The sequence below is a fragment of the Asanoa sp. WMMD1127 genome, assembly GCF_029626225.1.
In the GTDB taxonomy this organism is placed as follows: Bacteria; Actinomycetota; Actinomycetes; order Mycobacteriales; family Micromonosporaceae; genus Asanoa.
This window is the reverse complement of the sequence record NZ_JARUBP010000001.1, coordinates 1991050-2006144: the sequence shown is the minus strand read 5'-3', so window position 1 is coordinate 2006144 and position 15095 is coordinate 1991050. Positions and strand designations below refer to the sequence as shown.

The 15095-nt window shown below is 71.1% G+C and carries 13 protein-coding genes; 5 read left to right on the top strand and 8 right to left on the bottom strand.

All coding sequences use genetic code 11. The features are described from left to right. Window positions 1–30 precede the first annotated feature (30 nt). The 6 genes from O7635_RS09665 to O7635_RS09640 all read right to left on the bottom strand — a co-directional run bounded on the left by O7635_RS09665 (window position 31) and on the right by O7635_RS09640 (window position 8470). The gene (locus O7635_RS09665) at window positions 31–885 is read right to left on the bottom strand and encodes a flagellar basal body protein FliL (protein ID WP_278080079.1); all 855 of its coding nucleotides are present in this window, start codon (window positions 883–885) and stop codon (window positions 31–33) included. Window positions 886–1003: 118 nt separating this feature from the next. After that, a complete protein-coding gene (locus O7635_RS09660) occupies window positions 1004–4171 on the bottom strand; it encodes a UvrD-helicase domain-containing protein (protein WP_278080078.1) in 3168 nt (1055 codons plus the stop codon). Between the two features lie 54 nt (window positions 4172–4225). Further along, entirely contained in the window at window positions 4226–5659 is a 1434-nt protein-coding gene (locus O7635_RS09655; RefSeq protein WP_278080077.1) for a metallophosphoesterase, read from the bottom strand. Then, window positions 5660–5935, bottom strand: coding sequence for a MoaD/ThiS family protein (locus O7635_RS09650; RefSeq protein ID WP_278080075.1), 276 nt, complete (start codon window positions 5933–5935; stop codon window positions 5660–5662). A 343-nt stretch (window positions 5936–6278) separates the two neighbouring features. Then, a complete protein-coding gene (gene moaA / locus O7635_RS09645) occupies window positions 6279–7310 on the bottom strand; it encodes a GTP 3',8-cyclase MoaA (RefSeq protein ID WP_278085423.1) in 1032 nt (343 codons plus the stop codon). A gap of 275 nt (window positions 7311–7585) precedes the next feature. Beyond that, on the bottom strand, window positions 7586–8470 hold the full coding sequence (locus tag O7635_RS09640) for a fructosamine kinase family protein (protein ID WP_278080074.1): 885 nt from the start codon (window positions 8468–8470) through the stop codon (window positions 7586–7588). Between O7635_RS09640 and O7635_RS09635 the strand changes: the two genes are divergently transcribed. After that, window positions 8469–9047 carry a GNAT family N-acetyltransferase gene (locus O7635_RS09635; protein WP_278080073.1) on the top strand — a complete coding sequence of 193 codons (579 nt, stop codon included), beginning with the start codon at window positions 8469–8471 and terminating at the stop codon, window positions 9045–9047. The two genes, O7635_RS09640 and O7635_RS09635, sit on opposite strands and share 2 nt — an antisense overlap. A gap of 133 nt (window positions 9048–9180) precedes the next feature. Then, window positions 9181–10323: a DUF4192 domain-containing protein gene (locus O7635_RS09630; RefSeq protein WP_278080072.1), complete on the top strand. Its 1143-nt coding sequence runs from the start codon at window positions 9181–9183 to the stop codon at window positions 10321–10323. 68 nt (window positions 10324–10391) lie between these two features. On the opposite strand, the gene fdhD is transcribed toward O7635_RS09630, so the two are convergent. Both fdhD and O7635_RS09620 read right to left on the bottom strand, forming a co-directional pair. After that, a complete protein-coding gene (gene fdhD, locus O7635_RS09625) occupies window positions 10392–11270 on the bottom strand; it encodes a formate dehydrogenase accessory sulfurtransferase FdhD (protein ID WP_278080071.1) in 879 nt (292 codons plus the stop codon). Window positions 11271–11817: 547 nt separating this feature from the next. Then, the gene (locus tag O7635_RS09620) at window positions 11818–12462 is read right to left on the bottom strand and encodes a GNAT family protein (RefSeq protein ID WP_278080070.1); all 645 of its coding nucleotides are present in this window, start codon (window positions 12460–12462) and stop codon (window positions 11818–11820) included. Between the two features lie 465 nt (window positions 12463–12927). Between O7635_RS09620 and O7635_RS09615 the strand changes: the two genes are divergently transcribed. From O7635_RS09615 to O7635_RS09605, 3 genes are all read left to right on the top strand, one after another. Then, window positions 12928–13545, top strand: a complete 618-nt coding sequence (locus O7635_RS09615) for a molybdenum cofactor guanylyltransferase (protein WP_278080069.1) — start codon at window positions 12928–12930, stop codon at window positions 13543–13545. After that, a complete protein-coding gene (locus O7635_RS09610; protein ID WP_278085422.1) occupies window positions 13542–13781 on the top strand; it encodes a DUF6457 domain-containing protein in 240 nt (79 codons plus the stop codon). The genes O7635_RS09615 and O7635_RS09610 overlap by 4 nt, the downstream gene beginning before the upstream one ends. 159 nt (window positions 13782–13940) lie before the next feature. Continuing rightward, the gene (locus O7635_RS09605; protein WP_278080068.1) at window positions 13941–15029 is read left to right on the top strand and encodes a hypothetical protein; all 1089 of its coding nucleotides are present in this window, start codon (window positions 13941–13943) and stop codon (window positions 15027–15029) included. Window positions 15030–15095 lie beyond the last annotated feature (66 nt).

The window sequence follows — 15095 nt, the reverse complement described above, 5'->3', positions numbered from 1 at the left end:
AGCGCCGTGGCTAGATCGCGCTAGTTTGCGTTAGCTGTTGCGCAGCTTGAGGCAGAGCACGTAGTCGTTGAGGTCGAGCGGGCTGTCGAAGAAGTACCAGTCGGTGTAGCCGTCGACGTCCTTGCACTTCTTCTCCGCGTCGTCCTGACCGGTGGTGGCCTCGTCGAACCTGGCCAGCACCTGGTAGGTCTTCGTCGCGCACTTGGCGATCTCGAGCTTGGGGTCGGTGCTCGTGCCGACGTTCTTGACGCACTGGCCCTTCTTGACGAAGCGGGCGTCGGCGGACGACTCGGGGTCGGGCGCCGCTGACTTCGTCGGCTCCTCGGTCGGCGCGGTCGACTCCGTCGGAGTGGTCTGGCTGGCGGTCTTCTGGGGGTCGTCGGGCCGGCCGACGAACCAGACGGCCGCCGCGCCGCCGCCGCACACGAGCACCGAGAGCACGATGACCAGGGCGAGGACCGGGCTGAAGCGCTTCTTGCGCGGGGGTTCCTCGGGTGTGGTCCAGGCGGGTTCGGTGCCGTACTGCGGGAAGTTCTGGTCGTACTGCTGGGTGGGCTGGCCGTAGCCCTGCTGGCCGTAGCCTTGCTGCCCATAGCCTTGCTGGCCGTAGCCCTGGCCGCCGTAGGTCGGTTGGCCGTAGCCCGGCTGCTGTTGCGGGTAGCCCGAGTCGTACGGGTTGCCGCCGCTCTGGCCGTAGTCGCCGCCGTAGGTCGGTGAGCCGGGTCCGCCGGGTGGGCTGGACTGCGGCTGCCCGCCCCACGGGTCGTGGCCGCCGCCCTGGCCGCCCTGGCCGCTCTGGCCTTGGCCGCCCCAAGGGTCCGATGGCTGGCCGTAGGGGTCGTGGCCCGGGTACGGCCCACCGTTCGGCGGTCCGTAGTTCGACATGGACGTTCCTCCTGGCCGAGGGAGTTCACTCATCGGTGGCTCTGGTCACCGTAGCGTCTGACCGGGCGGTGCTCACCTCCCGGAACCGCGCCAAACCTACCCTGGCCGGGTTGCCAGGTCAGATCAGGCGGAGCTGACGATCCTTGGGTCGGCGTTCCTCGGTCGCGCCGAGCCGCTCGAACAGGCCCGCGTCGATGGCGTCGAGGAACGGCGACGGGCCGGTCTCGCGTTCGGTGCCGAGTCGGAAGCGGCGCTGGGCGTGCGAGACGTAGAGGCGGTCCTGCGCGCGGGTCAGGCCGACGAAGAACAGCCGGCGTTCCTCGGCGAGGTCGTCGTCGGTGGTGCGGTCGAACATGCGCAGCGGGAGCAGGCCGTCCTCGACGCCGACCAGGAAGACCACGGGGAACTCGAGGCCCTTCGCGGCGTGCAGCGTGAGCAGGGTGACCGCCTCCGCGCGCGGGTCGAGCGCGTCGACCTCGGCGCCGGTGGCCAGCTGGGCGAGGAACTGCTCGAGGTCGTCACCGCAGCGCACGGCGAGCGGGGTGAGCAGTTCGACGGCCGACCAGACGTCCGGCGGGGTCGGGGTGCCGGTCGTGGTGTCCAGGGTGGGCTGGGCGAAACGTTTGGCGAGGAGCTGACCGGCTCTGCGTACGCGGGCGTGCAGTGGCCCTTGCTCGCCGGCCAGCCGCAGCTCGCGGGCGATGGCGTCGACGCCCGGGCGGTCGCGTAGTCGGTTGTGTGAGCGCTTCTGCACCGGAATGCCGGCCCGCGACAGCGCCTCGACGATCGGGGCGGCCTGCTGGTCGGTGCGGTAGAGGACGGCGACGTCCGAGAACGAGACGCCGGCCGCGTTGCCGCTGATCCGGCCCGAGTCCAGCGACCGGTGGGAAAGGCCACCGACCAGGTCGTCGATGGTACGGGCGACGAAGTCGGCCTCGTCCGTCGCGGAGGTCGCGGGGTAGCGGCCGACCAGCGGTGCTTCGGGGTCGAGGCGGGCCGGGTCGAGCCGGCGGCCGCGGACCAGCGACTGCGGCGCGATGGCCTGCACCGCGGCCGCGAGGATCGGCGCGGACGACCGGTAGTTCCGGGTCAGCCGGACCGGGCGGGCGTCGGTGAAGTCCTCGGCGAAGCGCATGAAGTAGGCGACGTCGGCGCCCCGGAACGAGTAGATCGCCTGGTCGGGGTCGCCGATCGCGCAGAGGTTGCCGTCGGGCGGGCAGAGCAGGCGGAGCAGTTCGTACTGGGTCTCGTCGACGTCCTGGTACTCGTCGACGAAGATCCACCGCCACCGGCCCTGGTAGCGGTCGACCAGGTCGGGGTCCTTGCGCAGCAGCTCGAGCGGCAGGCCGACCAGCTCGTCGAGGTCGACCAGGTCCTTGTCGCGCAGCAGTTTGCCGTACGTGGCGTCGTCGTCGCCGGCTTCCTTGCGGGCCGCTTCCCGCTCGGTGTCGTCGGCGATCCGGAAGTCTTCCGGAAGGCCGGCGGCGGCCGCGTTCTCACGGAGGATCGTCAGGCCGAGCGAGTGGAACGTGGCGACGGTGATGTCGGCGGCGACGGGGCCGAGCAGGCCGTCGAGCCTGGTGCGCAGCTCCTCGGCGGCCCGCCTGGTGAACGTGATCGCCAGGCAGTGGTCGGGCTGCACGTTGAGTTCGGCGCACAGGTAGGCGATGCGGTGGGTGAGCGTACGGGTCTTGCCCGTGCCGGGGCCGGCGACGATCAGCATCGGCCCGCCGGGCGCGGAGGCGGCGACCCGCTGCATCGCGTCGAGGCGGTCGAGCAGGCCGGTGCCGACCTCTTCCATGCCGGCGAGCATCGGCTCGAACGGCTCGTGCGGCGAGACCTGCTGCGGTGGTGGGATCGGGGCCTCGACGGGCTGCGGCTCGACCCGCTTGACGGGGCCACGCCGGGCTGATCCCTCCGACGGGCGGTCCTTGGGCTTCCGCTTGGTTTGCGGCGGTACGTCGAAGAGCGTGTCGGCCTGGGTCGCGTTGCTCGGGAGCTCGTGCTTGTCGAAGACGCGGATGATGCCGTAGGCGCCGTCGTAGCCCGGGGTGCGGTGCACCTCGCCGCGGCGGAGTCGGCGGATGGCTTCTTCGAGGTGGTCGCCGCCGACCTTCTTGATGTCGTCGAGCGGGGTGTCGCGGAGGATGGTCAGCTCGGGGCCGAGGGCGGCGACGAGGGTGTTGAGCTTGCCCTCGACTGTCTTGGACCGTGGGCCCACGCCGGCGATCTCGCCCAGGATTTCGGCCAAGGCGAGGAGGTGTTGGACTGGCTTGGCGTTGGGCCGGATTTTTCCGTCATGTCGGTCGGCCAGGTCTTCCACGCGGCTGAGGACGCCGACGGTCAGGGGTTTGTGGCATTCGGGGCAGAGGCCACCGGCTTGTCTCGTGCGCTCCGGTTCCCAGTTGACGCAGCAGAGGCGGTGGCCGTCGGCGTGGTACTTGCCCTCTTCCGGGAAGAACTCCAGGGTGCCGGCCAGGCCGTCGCCGGTGCGCAGGGCCTCGCGCACGGCGAAGTAGTCGAGGTCGGTGGCCAGCACCGTGGCCTCGCGGGCCAGGGCCGGCGGCGAGTGAGCGTCCGAGTTGGACACAAGCTGGTAGCGGTCGAGGCTGGAGACGCGCCAGTTCATCGCCGGGTCGGAGCTGAGGCCCGTCTCGACGGCGAAGATGTGGTCGGCGAGGTCGGCGTAGCAGTCAGCGATCGCGTCGAAGCCGGACTTGCTGCCGAGCGCCGAGAACCACGGCGTCCAGATGTGCGCCGGGACGAGGTAGCCGTCCGGGCTGGCCTCGAGGGTGATCTCGAGGAGGTCACGGGAGTCGAGACCGAGGATCGGCCGGCCGTCGGAGGCGAGGTTGCCGATCCGCCCGAGCGCGGTGTTGAACCGCGCGACCGCGTCCAGGTCGGGCAGGTAGATCAGGTGGTGCACCTTGCGCGTGCGGTCGTCCCGTTTGTAGATGGTGGAGATCTCGACCGAGAGCGCGAACCTGACCCGCTCCTCGGAGCCGGCCAGGCGCGGTGGGAGCTGACGGGTGATCTCCTGCTCGGCGTCGCGGCTGAGCCGGAACAGGCCGGGCTCGGCCGGCTGCAGGTGCTCTTTCAGGTGGTCGTACCAGGCCGGGTGGGTGAAATCGCCGGTGCCGAGAAGGGTGATGCCTTTGCGGCGCGCCCACAGCGCGAGGTTGGGCAGGGTGAGGTCGCGACTGCAGGCGCGGGAGTACTTGGAGTGGATGTGCAGATCCGCGACGAAGGGTGCGGCGCTGTACGGGAGCACGCCGCATAGTGCCATGCCCCGCGCCGGAATCTTGTGACCGTCCACCGTGGTGCGGCGTGTCGCACAGCGTTATGCGCTGCGAAGCTCCACAAGGGTGACTTGTGGTGGTGCGCCCACACGCACCGGCGGCCCCCAGAACCCGGCGCCGTTGGTGACGTAGAGCTGGGTGTCCCTGAACCGGCCGTAGCCACTGACCACCGGCTGTTCGAGCCGCACCGCGTAGTTGAACGGCACCATCTGCCCGCCGTGCGTGTGCCCGGACAGTTGGAGGTCCACGCCGTGCTCGGCGGCGTCGTGCACCTGGACGGGCTGGTGGGCGAGCAGCACGACTGGAATTTTGGGGTCGCGGTCCTTCAACGTGCCCGGGATGTCGGGGCCGCCGGTGCTCGTGCCTTCCCCCGCGATGTCGTTGACACCGGCGAGGTCGATCGCGCCACCGTTGGCGCGGATGAGCTGGCGCTGGTTGCGCAACGTCCGGATGCCGAGCCGCTCGACCTCGGCCAGCCACTCCTCGGCGCCGGAGTAGTACTCGTGGTTACCGGTCACGAAGAACGCGCCGTGGCGCGATTGGATCTCGCGCAGCGGAGCGGCCGCGGCGCCGAGCTCGCTCACGCTCCCGTCGACGAGGTCCCCGACGACAGCGACGATGTCGGCCTGAGTCCGGTTGATCGCCGCGACGACGCGCTCGGTGTGCGCGCGGCCGGCGAGGGGCCCGAGGTGGATGTCGGACACGGTGGCGATCCGCAGGCCGTCCATGGTGCGCGGAAGCTTGGCCAGGGTGATCTGGACGCGATCGAGCCGAGGCGAGCCGAGGGCGGTGCGGACGCCGTAGCCGGTGATCCCGGCGGCGGTCAGCCCGGCGAAGATGGCAGCGCCCCGCGCGAGCACCAACCGCCGCTCGATCCCGGCGGGCGCCCCAGGCTCGTCATCGGCGGTGTGGTCGTCCGTGGCCGCGGTTGGCGCGGCGTCGGCGGCGGTGGTGTGGTCGTTCGTGGCTGCGGTTGGCGTGGCGTCGGCGGCGGTTGTGTGGTCGTTCGTGGCTGCGGTTGGCGTGGCGTCCGCGGCGGTGGTGTGGTCGTTCGTGGTCGCGGGTCGCTTCCCGTCCCCGGCGGCGGTGTGGTCGGTGAATGCGGAGCGGTCTTCTGGGCCGTCGGCGAGGCGGGTCCCAACCGTCTGGCCGACCCGTTGCGCGGCGGGCTGGGCGGCACGGCGGCGGAGCACGATGCGCGCCAGCAGCATCGGGATCTCCAGCAGGACCAGCACGACGAGCAGGTAGAACATCAGCGCGATCCACAGATAGCCGGGCCAGGCGAGCGCCGTGACCCCGGTTCGCGTGCCGATGAGGGTGGCCGGCACCAACAGCCCGAGCACAACCGCGACCCCGGCCCCGACGCGCCGCCACCGCCCGGGCCGCGTGGTGTCCTTGACGAGCCGTTTCCAGAGATAAAGGTGAATCAGACCGATGACGACGAAGGCGAGGCCGACGAACAGGATGATGCCCACTTACCCACCCGCGAACGGCGGCAGGACGTCAACCTCGGCACCGGCGGGCAACGGCCGCTGACCGTCCCGCCAAGCAACCCCGTCGACCAGAAAGCTGGCGGCCTTGAGAACGCTGGCCAGCCGCTCACCATGCCGGTCAGCCAGCACGGCCACAAAGCCGTCCTGCGTCAGCCCCGCGGCCACGCTGGTCTCCGCGACCCCGGCAGCCGCCCGCGCACCGGCGAAAAACCGGACGGTCACGACCTCCGAAGCCACCCCGTCAACGGGATCACCCATGCCGATCAGCCTATCTCCAAGCCCCAAACCGCTCCGCGAGCCGCTCCACCGGCCCACATCGGCCGAGTCAGGTGGTCGCTGCGCAAGCCGTTCCAGTTCGAGCGGCGCCGCGCGTGCGAACTCGGTGCACCGAGCAATACCGGCCCCTCGGTAGACATGATCTGATCGACCGCGAAGACGGTGGGTCGTGCTAGTCGCGACCGCAGCGCGGCCCGATTCCCGGCCTCGCCGCCATGCGGCGTGCGAACCGACGCGGCCGACCGCAGCGCGGCCCGACTCCCGGCCTCTTGCTCGCCGCCATGCGGCGTGCGAACCGACGCTGCATCAGCGGTCGGGGTGGTGGTCAGCCGCCGATCGCGGACATCGGGCGGGCAGGCTGCAGGAACGTCGGGTTGTCGATGCCGTGTCCGGCGCGCTTGGCCCACATCGCCGCCTGCCAGCGTCGGGCGATCTCCTCGTCGGTCGCGCCGCCGCGTAGGGCGCCGCGTAGGTCCGACTCGTCCGTAGCGAACAGGCAGTTGCGGATTTGCCCGTCGGCGGTCAACCGCGTGCGGTCGCAATCGCCGCAGAACGGTCTGGTCACGCTGCCGATCACGCCGACCCGTGCGGGTCCGCCGTCGGTGGCGGTGTAGCCGTCGACCACCCACGTCTCGGCCGGCGCCCCGCCGCGTTCGACGGGGTCCGGCAACAATGTGTAGCTGGCCCGCAACGACGCCAGGATCTCGTCAGCCGTGACCATCTTCGAGCGATCCCAACTGTGTTGGGCGTCGAGTGGCATCTGCTCGATGAACCGCAGCTCATAGCCGTGCGCCAACGCGAACCGCACCAACTCCGGCGCCTCGTCGTCGTTGACGCCGCGCATCAGCACCGAGTTGACTTTCACCGGCACCAGGCCGGCGGCCGCCGCCGCTTCGAGTCCCGCGATAACCGCCGCGTGGCGGTCACGGCGGGTCAGCGTCTTAAACCGCTCCGGGTCCAACGTGTCCAGTGAGACGTTGACCCGGTCGAGCCCGGCCGTCTTCAGCGCGCCGGCCATCCGCTCCAGGCCGATCCCGTTGGTGGTGACCGACATCCTGGGCCGGGGCCGCATCTCGGCGCACGCACCGATGATGTCGACCACGCCGGGCCTGATCAGCGGCTCTCCACCGGTGAACCGGACATCGGTCACGCCGAGCCGCTCCACGGCGATCCGCACCAGGCGGACAATCTCGGCGTCGGACAGCAACTCTTCCCGCGGCAACCACGCAAGCCCTTCCGCGGGCATGCAATATGTGCAGCGGAGGTTGCACCGATCAGTCAGCGATACCCGCAGATCGGTAGCTACCCGCCCGAAGCGGTCGGCGAGAACGCCATCCGTGGCGCGGACCTCGGATATCGTCACCGTTCGACCGTATCGCGTCGTGCGGGGTCCCGTGGATTCCCGCAAAGGCCGGAGCCATCGACCCGCTCGTGCGGTTCCCCGCGAGCACCACCCGTGCGTGCGCCCTTGGGCCTATCTGGTGGATCACGACGGGCCGCGCCGGACCCAGACGGCGCCCGACCGCACGCGACGGCCATCTGAATACAACACCGGCATTCAGACGTCCGTCGCGCACGCCCGGACACCGCCTAGGCCTCGCCGCGACTCCGCCATGATCCACCAGATAGGCCCTAGCCACCCAGCAGGGTGTCGACCGCGGCGCGCACCGCCGACCGGTAGCCGGTGCCGAACAGCGCCGTATGCACCAGCAACAGATGCAACTGATGCAACGGCACCCGCTCGCGCCAGCCATCCGCGAGCGGCCATTCTTCCTGGTAGGCGGCGAGGATCCGGCCCAGCTCCGGCACCCCACCGAAGAGCGCCAACTGCGCAAGGTCGGTTTCGCGATGCCCGCCGTGCGCCGCCGGGTCGATCAACCAGGCCCGGCCGTCGGTCGCCCAGAACAGGTTGCCCGGCCACAGGTCGCCGTGGATGCGCGACGGCGGCTCGGCTCCGCCGTACACCTCGATCTGGTTGATCAACCGCTCGGTCGCCGCGACGTCGGCCGCGGAGAGCGCCCCACCATCCACCGACAGCCGCAGGTAGGGCAGCAGTCGATGCTCCGCGAACCACCGCGGCCAGGGCTGCCCCGAGAGCGTGTTGTCCTGCGGCAATGCCCCGATGTAGCCAGGCCACTCCGCACCGAAGGCCGGCGCGCCCGCCCGATGCAGCACCGCGAGCTGGCGGCCGAACCGCTCGGCGCCTTCGCTGGTCGGCTCGCCCGCCTCGAGCCACTCCAGCGCCAGCAACTCGGGCAGCGCCACCAACACCTCCGGCAGCGGCGGACCACCCGCGATCCGCAGCCACTCGATGCCGGCCGCCTCGGTCGTGAAGAAGCCCTCGGGCGTCGGCGTCGACTCGGGCCAGCTCTTGACGAACAGCGAGGCGCCGTCGTCGAGCGTCAACCGAGAGGCGGCGGCGATGCTGCCGCCCGCCACCGGTGTCTCCCGGATCCGCTGATGCTTGAGGAAAGTGGGCAGGTGGTGCGGATGTGACCGGAGGTAGGCCAGGTCCATGACGCCCAAGTCTGGACCCCTGTCGTGCGTCGGGTTTCGCCGGGTCGCTTCGGAGAGTAAGCATGAGGACATGACGGATGTGGTGGTCCGCCCGTATCGTCCCCGCGACCACTCCGCTGGTCGGACCCTGTGGGTCGAGCTCGCGGAGCGGCGGAGTGGTCTCTATGGAAGGTCGGCCGGCCCCGACCCGGGCGCCGGCTTCGAGGACTATCTGACCCGGCTCGACCTGTCGGGCATCTGGGTCGCCGAGAATCCCGACGAAGGCGTCATCGGTCTGGTCGGGTTGCTCATGCAAGGCACCAGCGGCGAGGTGGAGCCGATCGTCGTCGCCGCGCGGCACCGTGGCTCGGGCATTGGCGCCGCGCTGCTCAAACACGTGACCGGCGAGGCCAGCAAGCGGTCGCTGGAGCGGCTGACCATCCGGCCGGAGTCGCGAAACGTCGATGCGTTGAAGTCTCTTCATGCCGCTGGTTTCGACCTCCTCTCCGCTGTCGAGCTCAGCCTCGATCTGCGTCCGTCGCCGTCCACCGTGGACGACGTGGAGATCGAGCTGCACGGGCTGCGTTTCCGGGGCTGAGTCTCCCCGGCGGCGCGGGTCGAGCGGGGATCTTTGCGGCTGCCTGTGGATAACTTGTGCCACTCGAAGTTATCCACAGGCCGTTGTCGGTCCGGTGGCGATCACACGTCGGCGTCCGCCAGGCTTCCGCGCCATGACCGCACCCGAGGCGCCACCCATCACCTTGCGTTCCTGCGCCGACCTCATCGCGTCGGTGCCATACCTGCTCGGCTTCCACCCGAGCGAGAGCATCGTGGTCATCGCGATCGTCGACGACCGCGTGCACTTCGTGGCGCGCGGCGACCTACCAGGCGCGACGCCACCGGAGCAGATCGCCCGACGCCTGGTCGCCCTGCTGATCAGGGACGCGGTCGACGCCATCGCGATCATCGGGTACGGGTCGTCGACAGCGGTCACCCCGCTCGCCGAGGCCCTGTGCGTGGCGCTGCGGTCGGCGGACATCACCGTCCTCGACGTCCTTCGCGTCGACGGTGGCCGCTACTGGTCCTACATCTGCGCTGACCACGGCTGTTGCCCGCCGGAGGGCAAGCCCTTCGACCTGACGACCACCTGCGTCGGAGCTGCCGCGGTCTACGCGGGCCGCGTCGCGCTTCCCGACCGAACGGCGGTGGCAGCGGTCGTCGCGCCGGTCGAGGGCGCCGTGCGTGCCGCCATGACCGAGGCCACGGCGCGGGCCGATGCGCGCCTCACCGCGCTGGTCGAGGGGGCGAGGGCGGCACCCGACACCGGTTCACCCCGGCTCCATTCGATGGCGTTGGGAAACGCCGGAGCAGCCGTACGCGCGAACGCGCGCGTGGCGAAGGCCCTGCGCGCCGCGGGCGACGAGGCGGTCGACGGCGCCGTCGACCGTTACCGCGCCGGTCGCCGGCTCACCGACGACGAGGTGGCCTGGCTGAGCGTGCTGTTGGTCCATCTGCCGGTCCGCGACCATGCGTGGGAGCACACGACCGACGACGACTGGCAGGTCGAGCTGTGGAGCGACGTGGTCCGCCGGGTCGATCCGGCCCTGGTCGCGGCGCCCGCCAGCCTCTTGGCCTACGCGGCGTGGCGGGCCGGGCTCGGCGCGCTGGCGACCATCGCGGTCGAGCGGGCGCTCGCGGTCGACCCGGACTACGCGCTGGCGCGGATGGTCGACGAGGTGCTCGAACAGTGCCTGCCGCCGTCGATCATGGTGGACGCGGCGCACCAGCCGCATCGCGCGTCCGTCCGGCGCGAGCGGCGCGGGCCACGGCGCAGGTGGATCGGCCCGCATACGGGCCTCGGCCAGGCGAGCTAACGATGAGAGTTGTGCTCGCGGCCGCGGTGGCGGCGCTGCTGGCGGTGGTCGACGGCGCCCTGCGGGCGTCAGCGCGCCGCCGGCGTCGCCGCCCGGTCCGGCGCGGTGATCCGATGGGCGCCGGCATACACGTTCATGGTGGCGCCGCGGAGGAATCCGACCAGCGTCATGCCGGCCTCCTCTGCGAGGTCGACGGCGAGCGAACTCGGCGCCGACACGGCGGCCAGCACCTGGATGCCGGCCATCCAGGCCTTCTGGGTGAGCTCGAAGCTGGCCCGGCCCGAGACGAGGAGCACGTGTGCGCTCAGCGGCAGCAGGCCGTCCGCCAGCGCCCGGCCGATGACCTTGTCGACGGCGTTGTGCCGGCCGACGTCCTCACGGACCAGCACGGGCTCGCCGTCGGCGGTGAACAGCCCAGCGGCGTGCAGGCCACCGGTGCGGTCGAAGGTCCGCTGGGCAGCGCGCAGCCGGTCGGGCAGACCGGCCAGCAGTTGCGCCGAAACGGTCATGGGCTGGTCGGCGAGCCGCCACGGCGACCGCGTGCGGATCGCGTCGATGCTGGCCTTGCCGCACACACCACAGGAACTGGTGGTGTAGAACGCCCGGGCGGGGTCGGTGTCAGGCGCCGGCACGCCGTCGGCGAGCACGATGTCGACCACGTTGTAGGTGTTGGGCGTGTCGGTGCCGGCACACAGCTGAGCGGTGACCACGTCCCCGGCGTTCCGGATGACACCCTCGGTCAGCAGAAACCCGATGGCGAGGTCGATGTCGTCACCCGGGGTACGCATCGTGACCGCGAGGGGCCGGCGGGGCGTGCGGCCGTCGCCGCGGGTACCCACCCTGATCTCGAGCGGCTCCTCGCCGGAGACGGAGTCCATCCGGCGCACGGCGGTCCCGGCCGAGAGATCGAAGCGAACGATCTCCCGCCGGTCGGTTACGCGTCCCACGCCACCATCCTGCCTCCGCAGCTGCCGCGCCGCCGAGGGATGCGCGCCAATCCGGGCGCCGCGATCACCGCAGGTCCACGCAGCGCGCAGCGTCTGGGCCTGGCGTCGGCCAACGCGGCACGCGCGGCAGGCATCGCGGGAGCGAGAGGGCGCTGGGTGAGCTTCACGAGCCGCTGCGGCGAGGGGAGGGACGATTGACATAAGCGCACGGCGGTCGCCGCCGACGCCCAGCCGCGGCCGCGCGGCGCCGGGCCGGCCGGCGCGGTGGTCGCTGACGCCGCTGGACTGCGTCGGTTGGGGCGGTTTGATCGGCCCTCACGGTGGTCGCTGACGCCGCTGGACTGCGTCGGTTGGGGCGGTTTGATCGGCCGTCACGGCGGTGGCTGACGCCGCTGGACTGCGTCGGTTGGGGCGGTTTGATCGGCCGTCACGGTGGTGGCTGACGCCGCGCTACTGCGTCGCTTGATCGTGGCGAAGCTCGACGCTCGCCCCGCCCGACTGCGTCGGCCCGATCGCAGCGCAAGGCTGGACCACTGCGTGGGCTTCATTAGCCGATGCCCAGGACGGGCAGGCACTCCTCGACCCCGGTCAGCTCGATGTCGTCTCGGTGGGCCTGTTCCCAGGCGTCCCGAGTGAGACGCCATCGCTGGATCTGCGCGGGCTCGCCGCGGCGGGTGTCCCAGTCCGTGCCGTTCGGTTCGTAGCCGAGGCCACGGGAGACGCGGTTCGACGCTTCGTTGTCGACGAAGGCGTCGCTGCCGGCTTCGCGGGCGCCCAGGCCGGCGAAGGCCAGATGCAGAACAGCCGACCGCATCTCTTTGCCGAGACCCTGCCCGCGACAGCCGGGAGTCAGCCAGGAGAAGCTCGACACCGTGCCGAACCGCGCGAAGTCCTTGCCGATCAGGTCCTGCATGCCGACGGGTTCGCCGTCGACGAGCACGGCGAAGTAGAGCCGCCACGAGTCCGGGCTCACCCGGCCGCGGCCGGCCCAGATGCCGCGCAGCCAGCGCCATTCGCGTTCTGGGCTGTCGGCGTAGAACGAGATCGGGTCGTCGAATGGCCACGGCTCCGAGTCGGCGATCCCGGCCCGCACGAGCGGCACGAGGCGTTCCAGCAGCTCGTCGGACGCGCCGGCCAGCGTCAGGCGTGGGGTGCGCACTTCGACGTTCAGCGGGGGATAGGTGTGGGCCACGCCCGGACGGTAGCCAGACCACCCGACTGCCGCATCCCGTTTCCGAGCGGTGCCGGGGTTGGCTGGCTCCCGCCCTCGAAGCCTTCGCCTGTGCGGGGACCTGGCCGCTGGTCAGACAGCGCCGCGCCGGTGCTGCGCTCTACCAACGAGCGAAACGGCCCGCCCACGCGCAAACGGCGAGTTCGCGGCCCGCTCCCCACCATTGCACGGCAAGCGCGCCTACCTCGCCGCCGGGCGTGGCCGAGTTCGCGGCCCGCTCCCCACCCCATTGCACGGCAAGCGCGCCTAGCCCGCCGCCGGGCATGGCCGAGTTCGCGGCCCACCCCGTTGCACGGCAAGCGCGCCTGGCTCGCCGCCGGGCATGGCCGAGTTCGGCGAGCGACGAGGCGCTGGCATTCCCATCCTGCCCAGGCTGGTCGGTGACGCGCCCAAACGTCGAGACGATGATCGCCGTAGGGTCGGAACATGGCAGGAGGGGATGCCGTGGCGGGGTTTGCGGCCGTCGTCCTGGCGGGCGGCTCGGCGCGGCGGATGGGTGGCTCGGACAAGCCCTCGATCATCGTGGCCGGGCGCTCGATGCGTGACCGGGTACTCGACGCGGTCGCCGCGGCCGACCCCCGCGTGGTGGTCGGCGGCAGCGCGGACGTGCCGGACGGCGTGCGCTACACCCGCGAGCAGCCCCAAGGCGGCGGCCCCGTGGCCGCAATCGCCGCCGGCCTGGCCGCCACCGGCCAAGCCACGCGAGAGCTGATCATCGTCGCCGGCGACCTCCCCCTACTCACCACCGACGCCGTAACCAAGCTGCGCACTAAGCTATCCACAATGGACGCCGCACTCTTCGTCGACCAGGACCGACGGCGCCAGCTGCTCTGCGGCGTGTGGCGCGCCGACGCCTTGCGGCGGCGCATCGCGGAGTTGGGTAGCGGCGTGCACGGCGCTTCCATGCGCGCCCTCATCGAGCCGCTGACGGTGGTCGAGGTCGAGTGGGCCGGCGCAGATCCACCCCCGTGGTTCGACTGCGACACCGAGGACGACCTCCGTAAGGTGCGGGAATGGCTGACAGCGAGAGAGGCCGCGAGATGACGCTCGACGAGTGGGTGAAGGCCGCCTGCGCGGAGTTGGACATAGCGCCGGCCGAGGCGGACGTTTCGCTCGTGCTCGACCTGGCCCGCGATGTCGCCCACAACACCGTGCGGCCGGCCGCGCCGGTGACGGCGTACCTGCTCGGGTTGGCCGTCGGTCGAGGGCGGGACCCGCGGGAGGCGGCGGCCGCCTTGACCGCGCTCGCGGCCGATCAAGGGGAGCGCGGCGCGGGATAACCTCGCAATCCTCGCGTTCCGTCAGCAGTCAGCCGGCCATCGGCGGCTCGGTCAGCAGACTGGGTGGAAGCGCGATGTAATGCGGTTATCCGACTCACACCGGCCTATCCGTGGGAACCGGTGCCGTGGGTAGGGTGTGGCTGACGGACGGAGGCGATCATGACGTCAGCGCAGCTAACGAGTACGGGGGACGACGGCTTCACCGATGCCATCCTGCTCGACGAGGCCAGCACGGCCGATCTGCGGGGCAAGGTCATCGAGGCCTGGCGGGACTTCGCGCGCGCGTTGGCCAAGGTGTTGCCCGAGCTGCCGGAAGGTGCGCGGGTCGAGCTGACGCTCGATCCGACCGCGTCGGGCACCGGCGCCGCGGTCTACTCCGTCGAGCTGCAGATCTTGAGCGACGGCATGGTACGCGCGCTCGCGGTCGGCAACTCCGCACTGCCGGAGGGCTACCGGCTCGATCGGGGCGCCGTGGCCGACCTCGTCGCGCTCGGGTGGTCGCCGCCGGGTGTGCTGCCCGACTCCGGTGAGCAGTTCGGATTGCACGCGTCGACCAAGGACGCGTCCCGGATCGCCACGACGGTCTCGCGCACCCTGCGTGACGTCTACGGTGCGCCGCACCCGGCGTTCCTGGTCTACCTCGTGCATGACGTCGAGGACGAGCCGATCGCGGTCGAGCCGCTGGCCACCGCGCGGCCCGAGGTGGCCGGCAGCCTCGACCTCGACAACGCGATAAAGGCCGGCCAGCAGATGGCGGCCCGCGGCGAAACGGACGACGACGACAGCATCGCTCTCGAAGAGCGGGTCCGCACGGTGGTCGCCGCGCTGATGAAGTCCGAGCCGGAGCAACTCAAGGTCGACTCCGACGGCGACATCGGCATCCGGGCGGGCTCGGCCATGGTGTTCGTACGCGTCCGCGACAACCCGCCGCTCGTCGACGTCTTCTCTCCGGTGCTGACCGAGGTCGAGCCGACCGAGCAGCTCTACGTCAAGCTCTCGGAGCTGACCAACCGCATGCCGATCGGCCGCCTCTACTGCACCAACGACACCGTCTGGGCGTCGATCCCGGTGTTCGGCCGCAACTTCCAGGCCACCCACCTCATGCTCGCCGTCCAGGTCATGACCGGCCTCGCCGACGAGCTCGACGACCGCCTGCACGGCGAGTTCGGCGGCAAACGGTTCTTCGGCGAGGGCGACAAGCCGGCCAACCGCGGCTCCCAGGAGCCCAAGACAGGCATGTACCTGTAACCGCGCCGAAGCCAACGAAGCAAACCGACCAAGCCAAAGACCCGCGAAGCCAGGCCGCCCGACGAA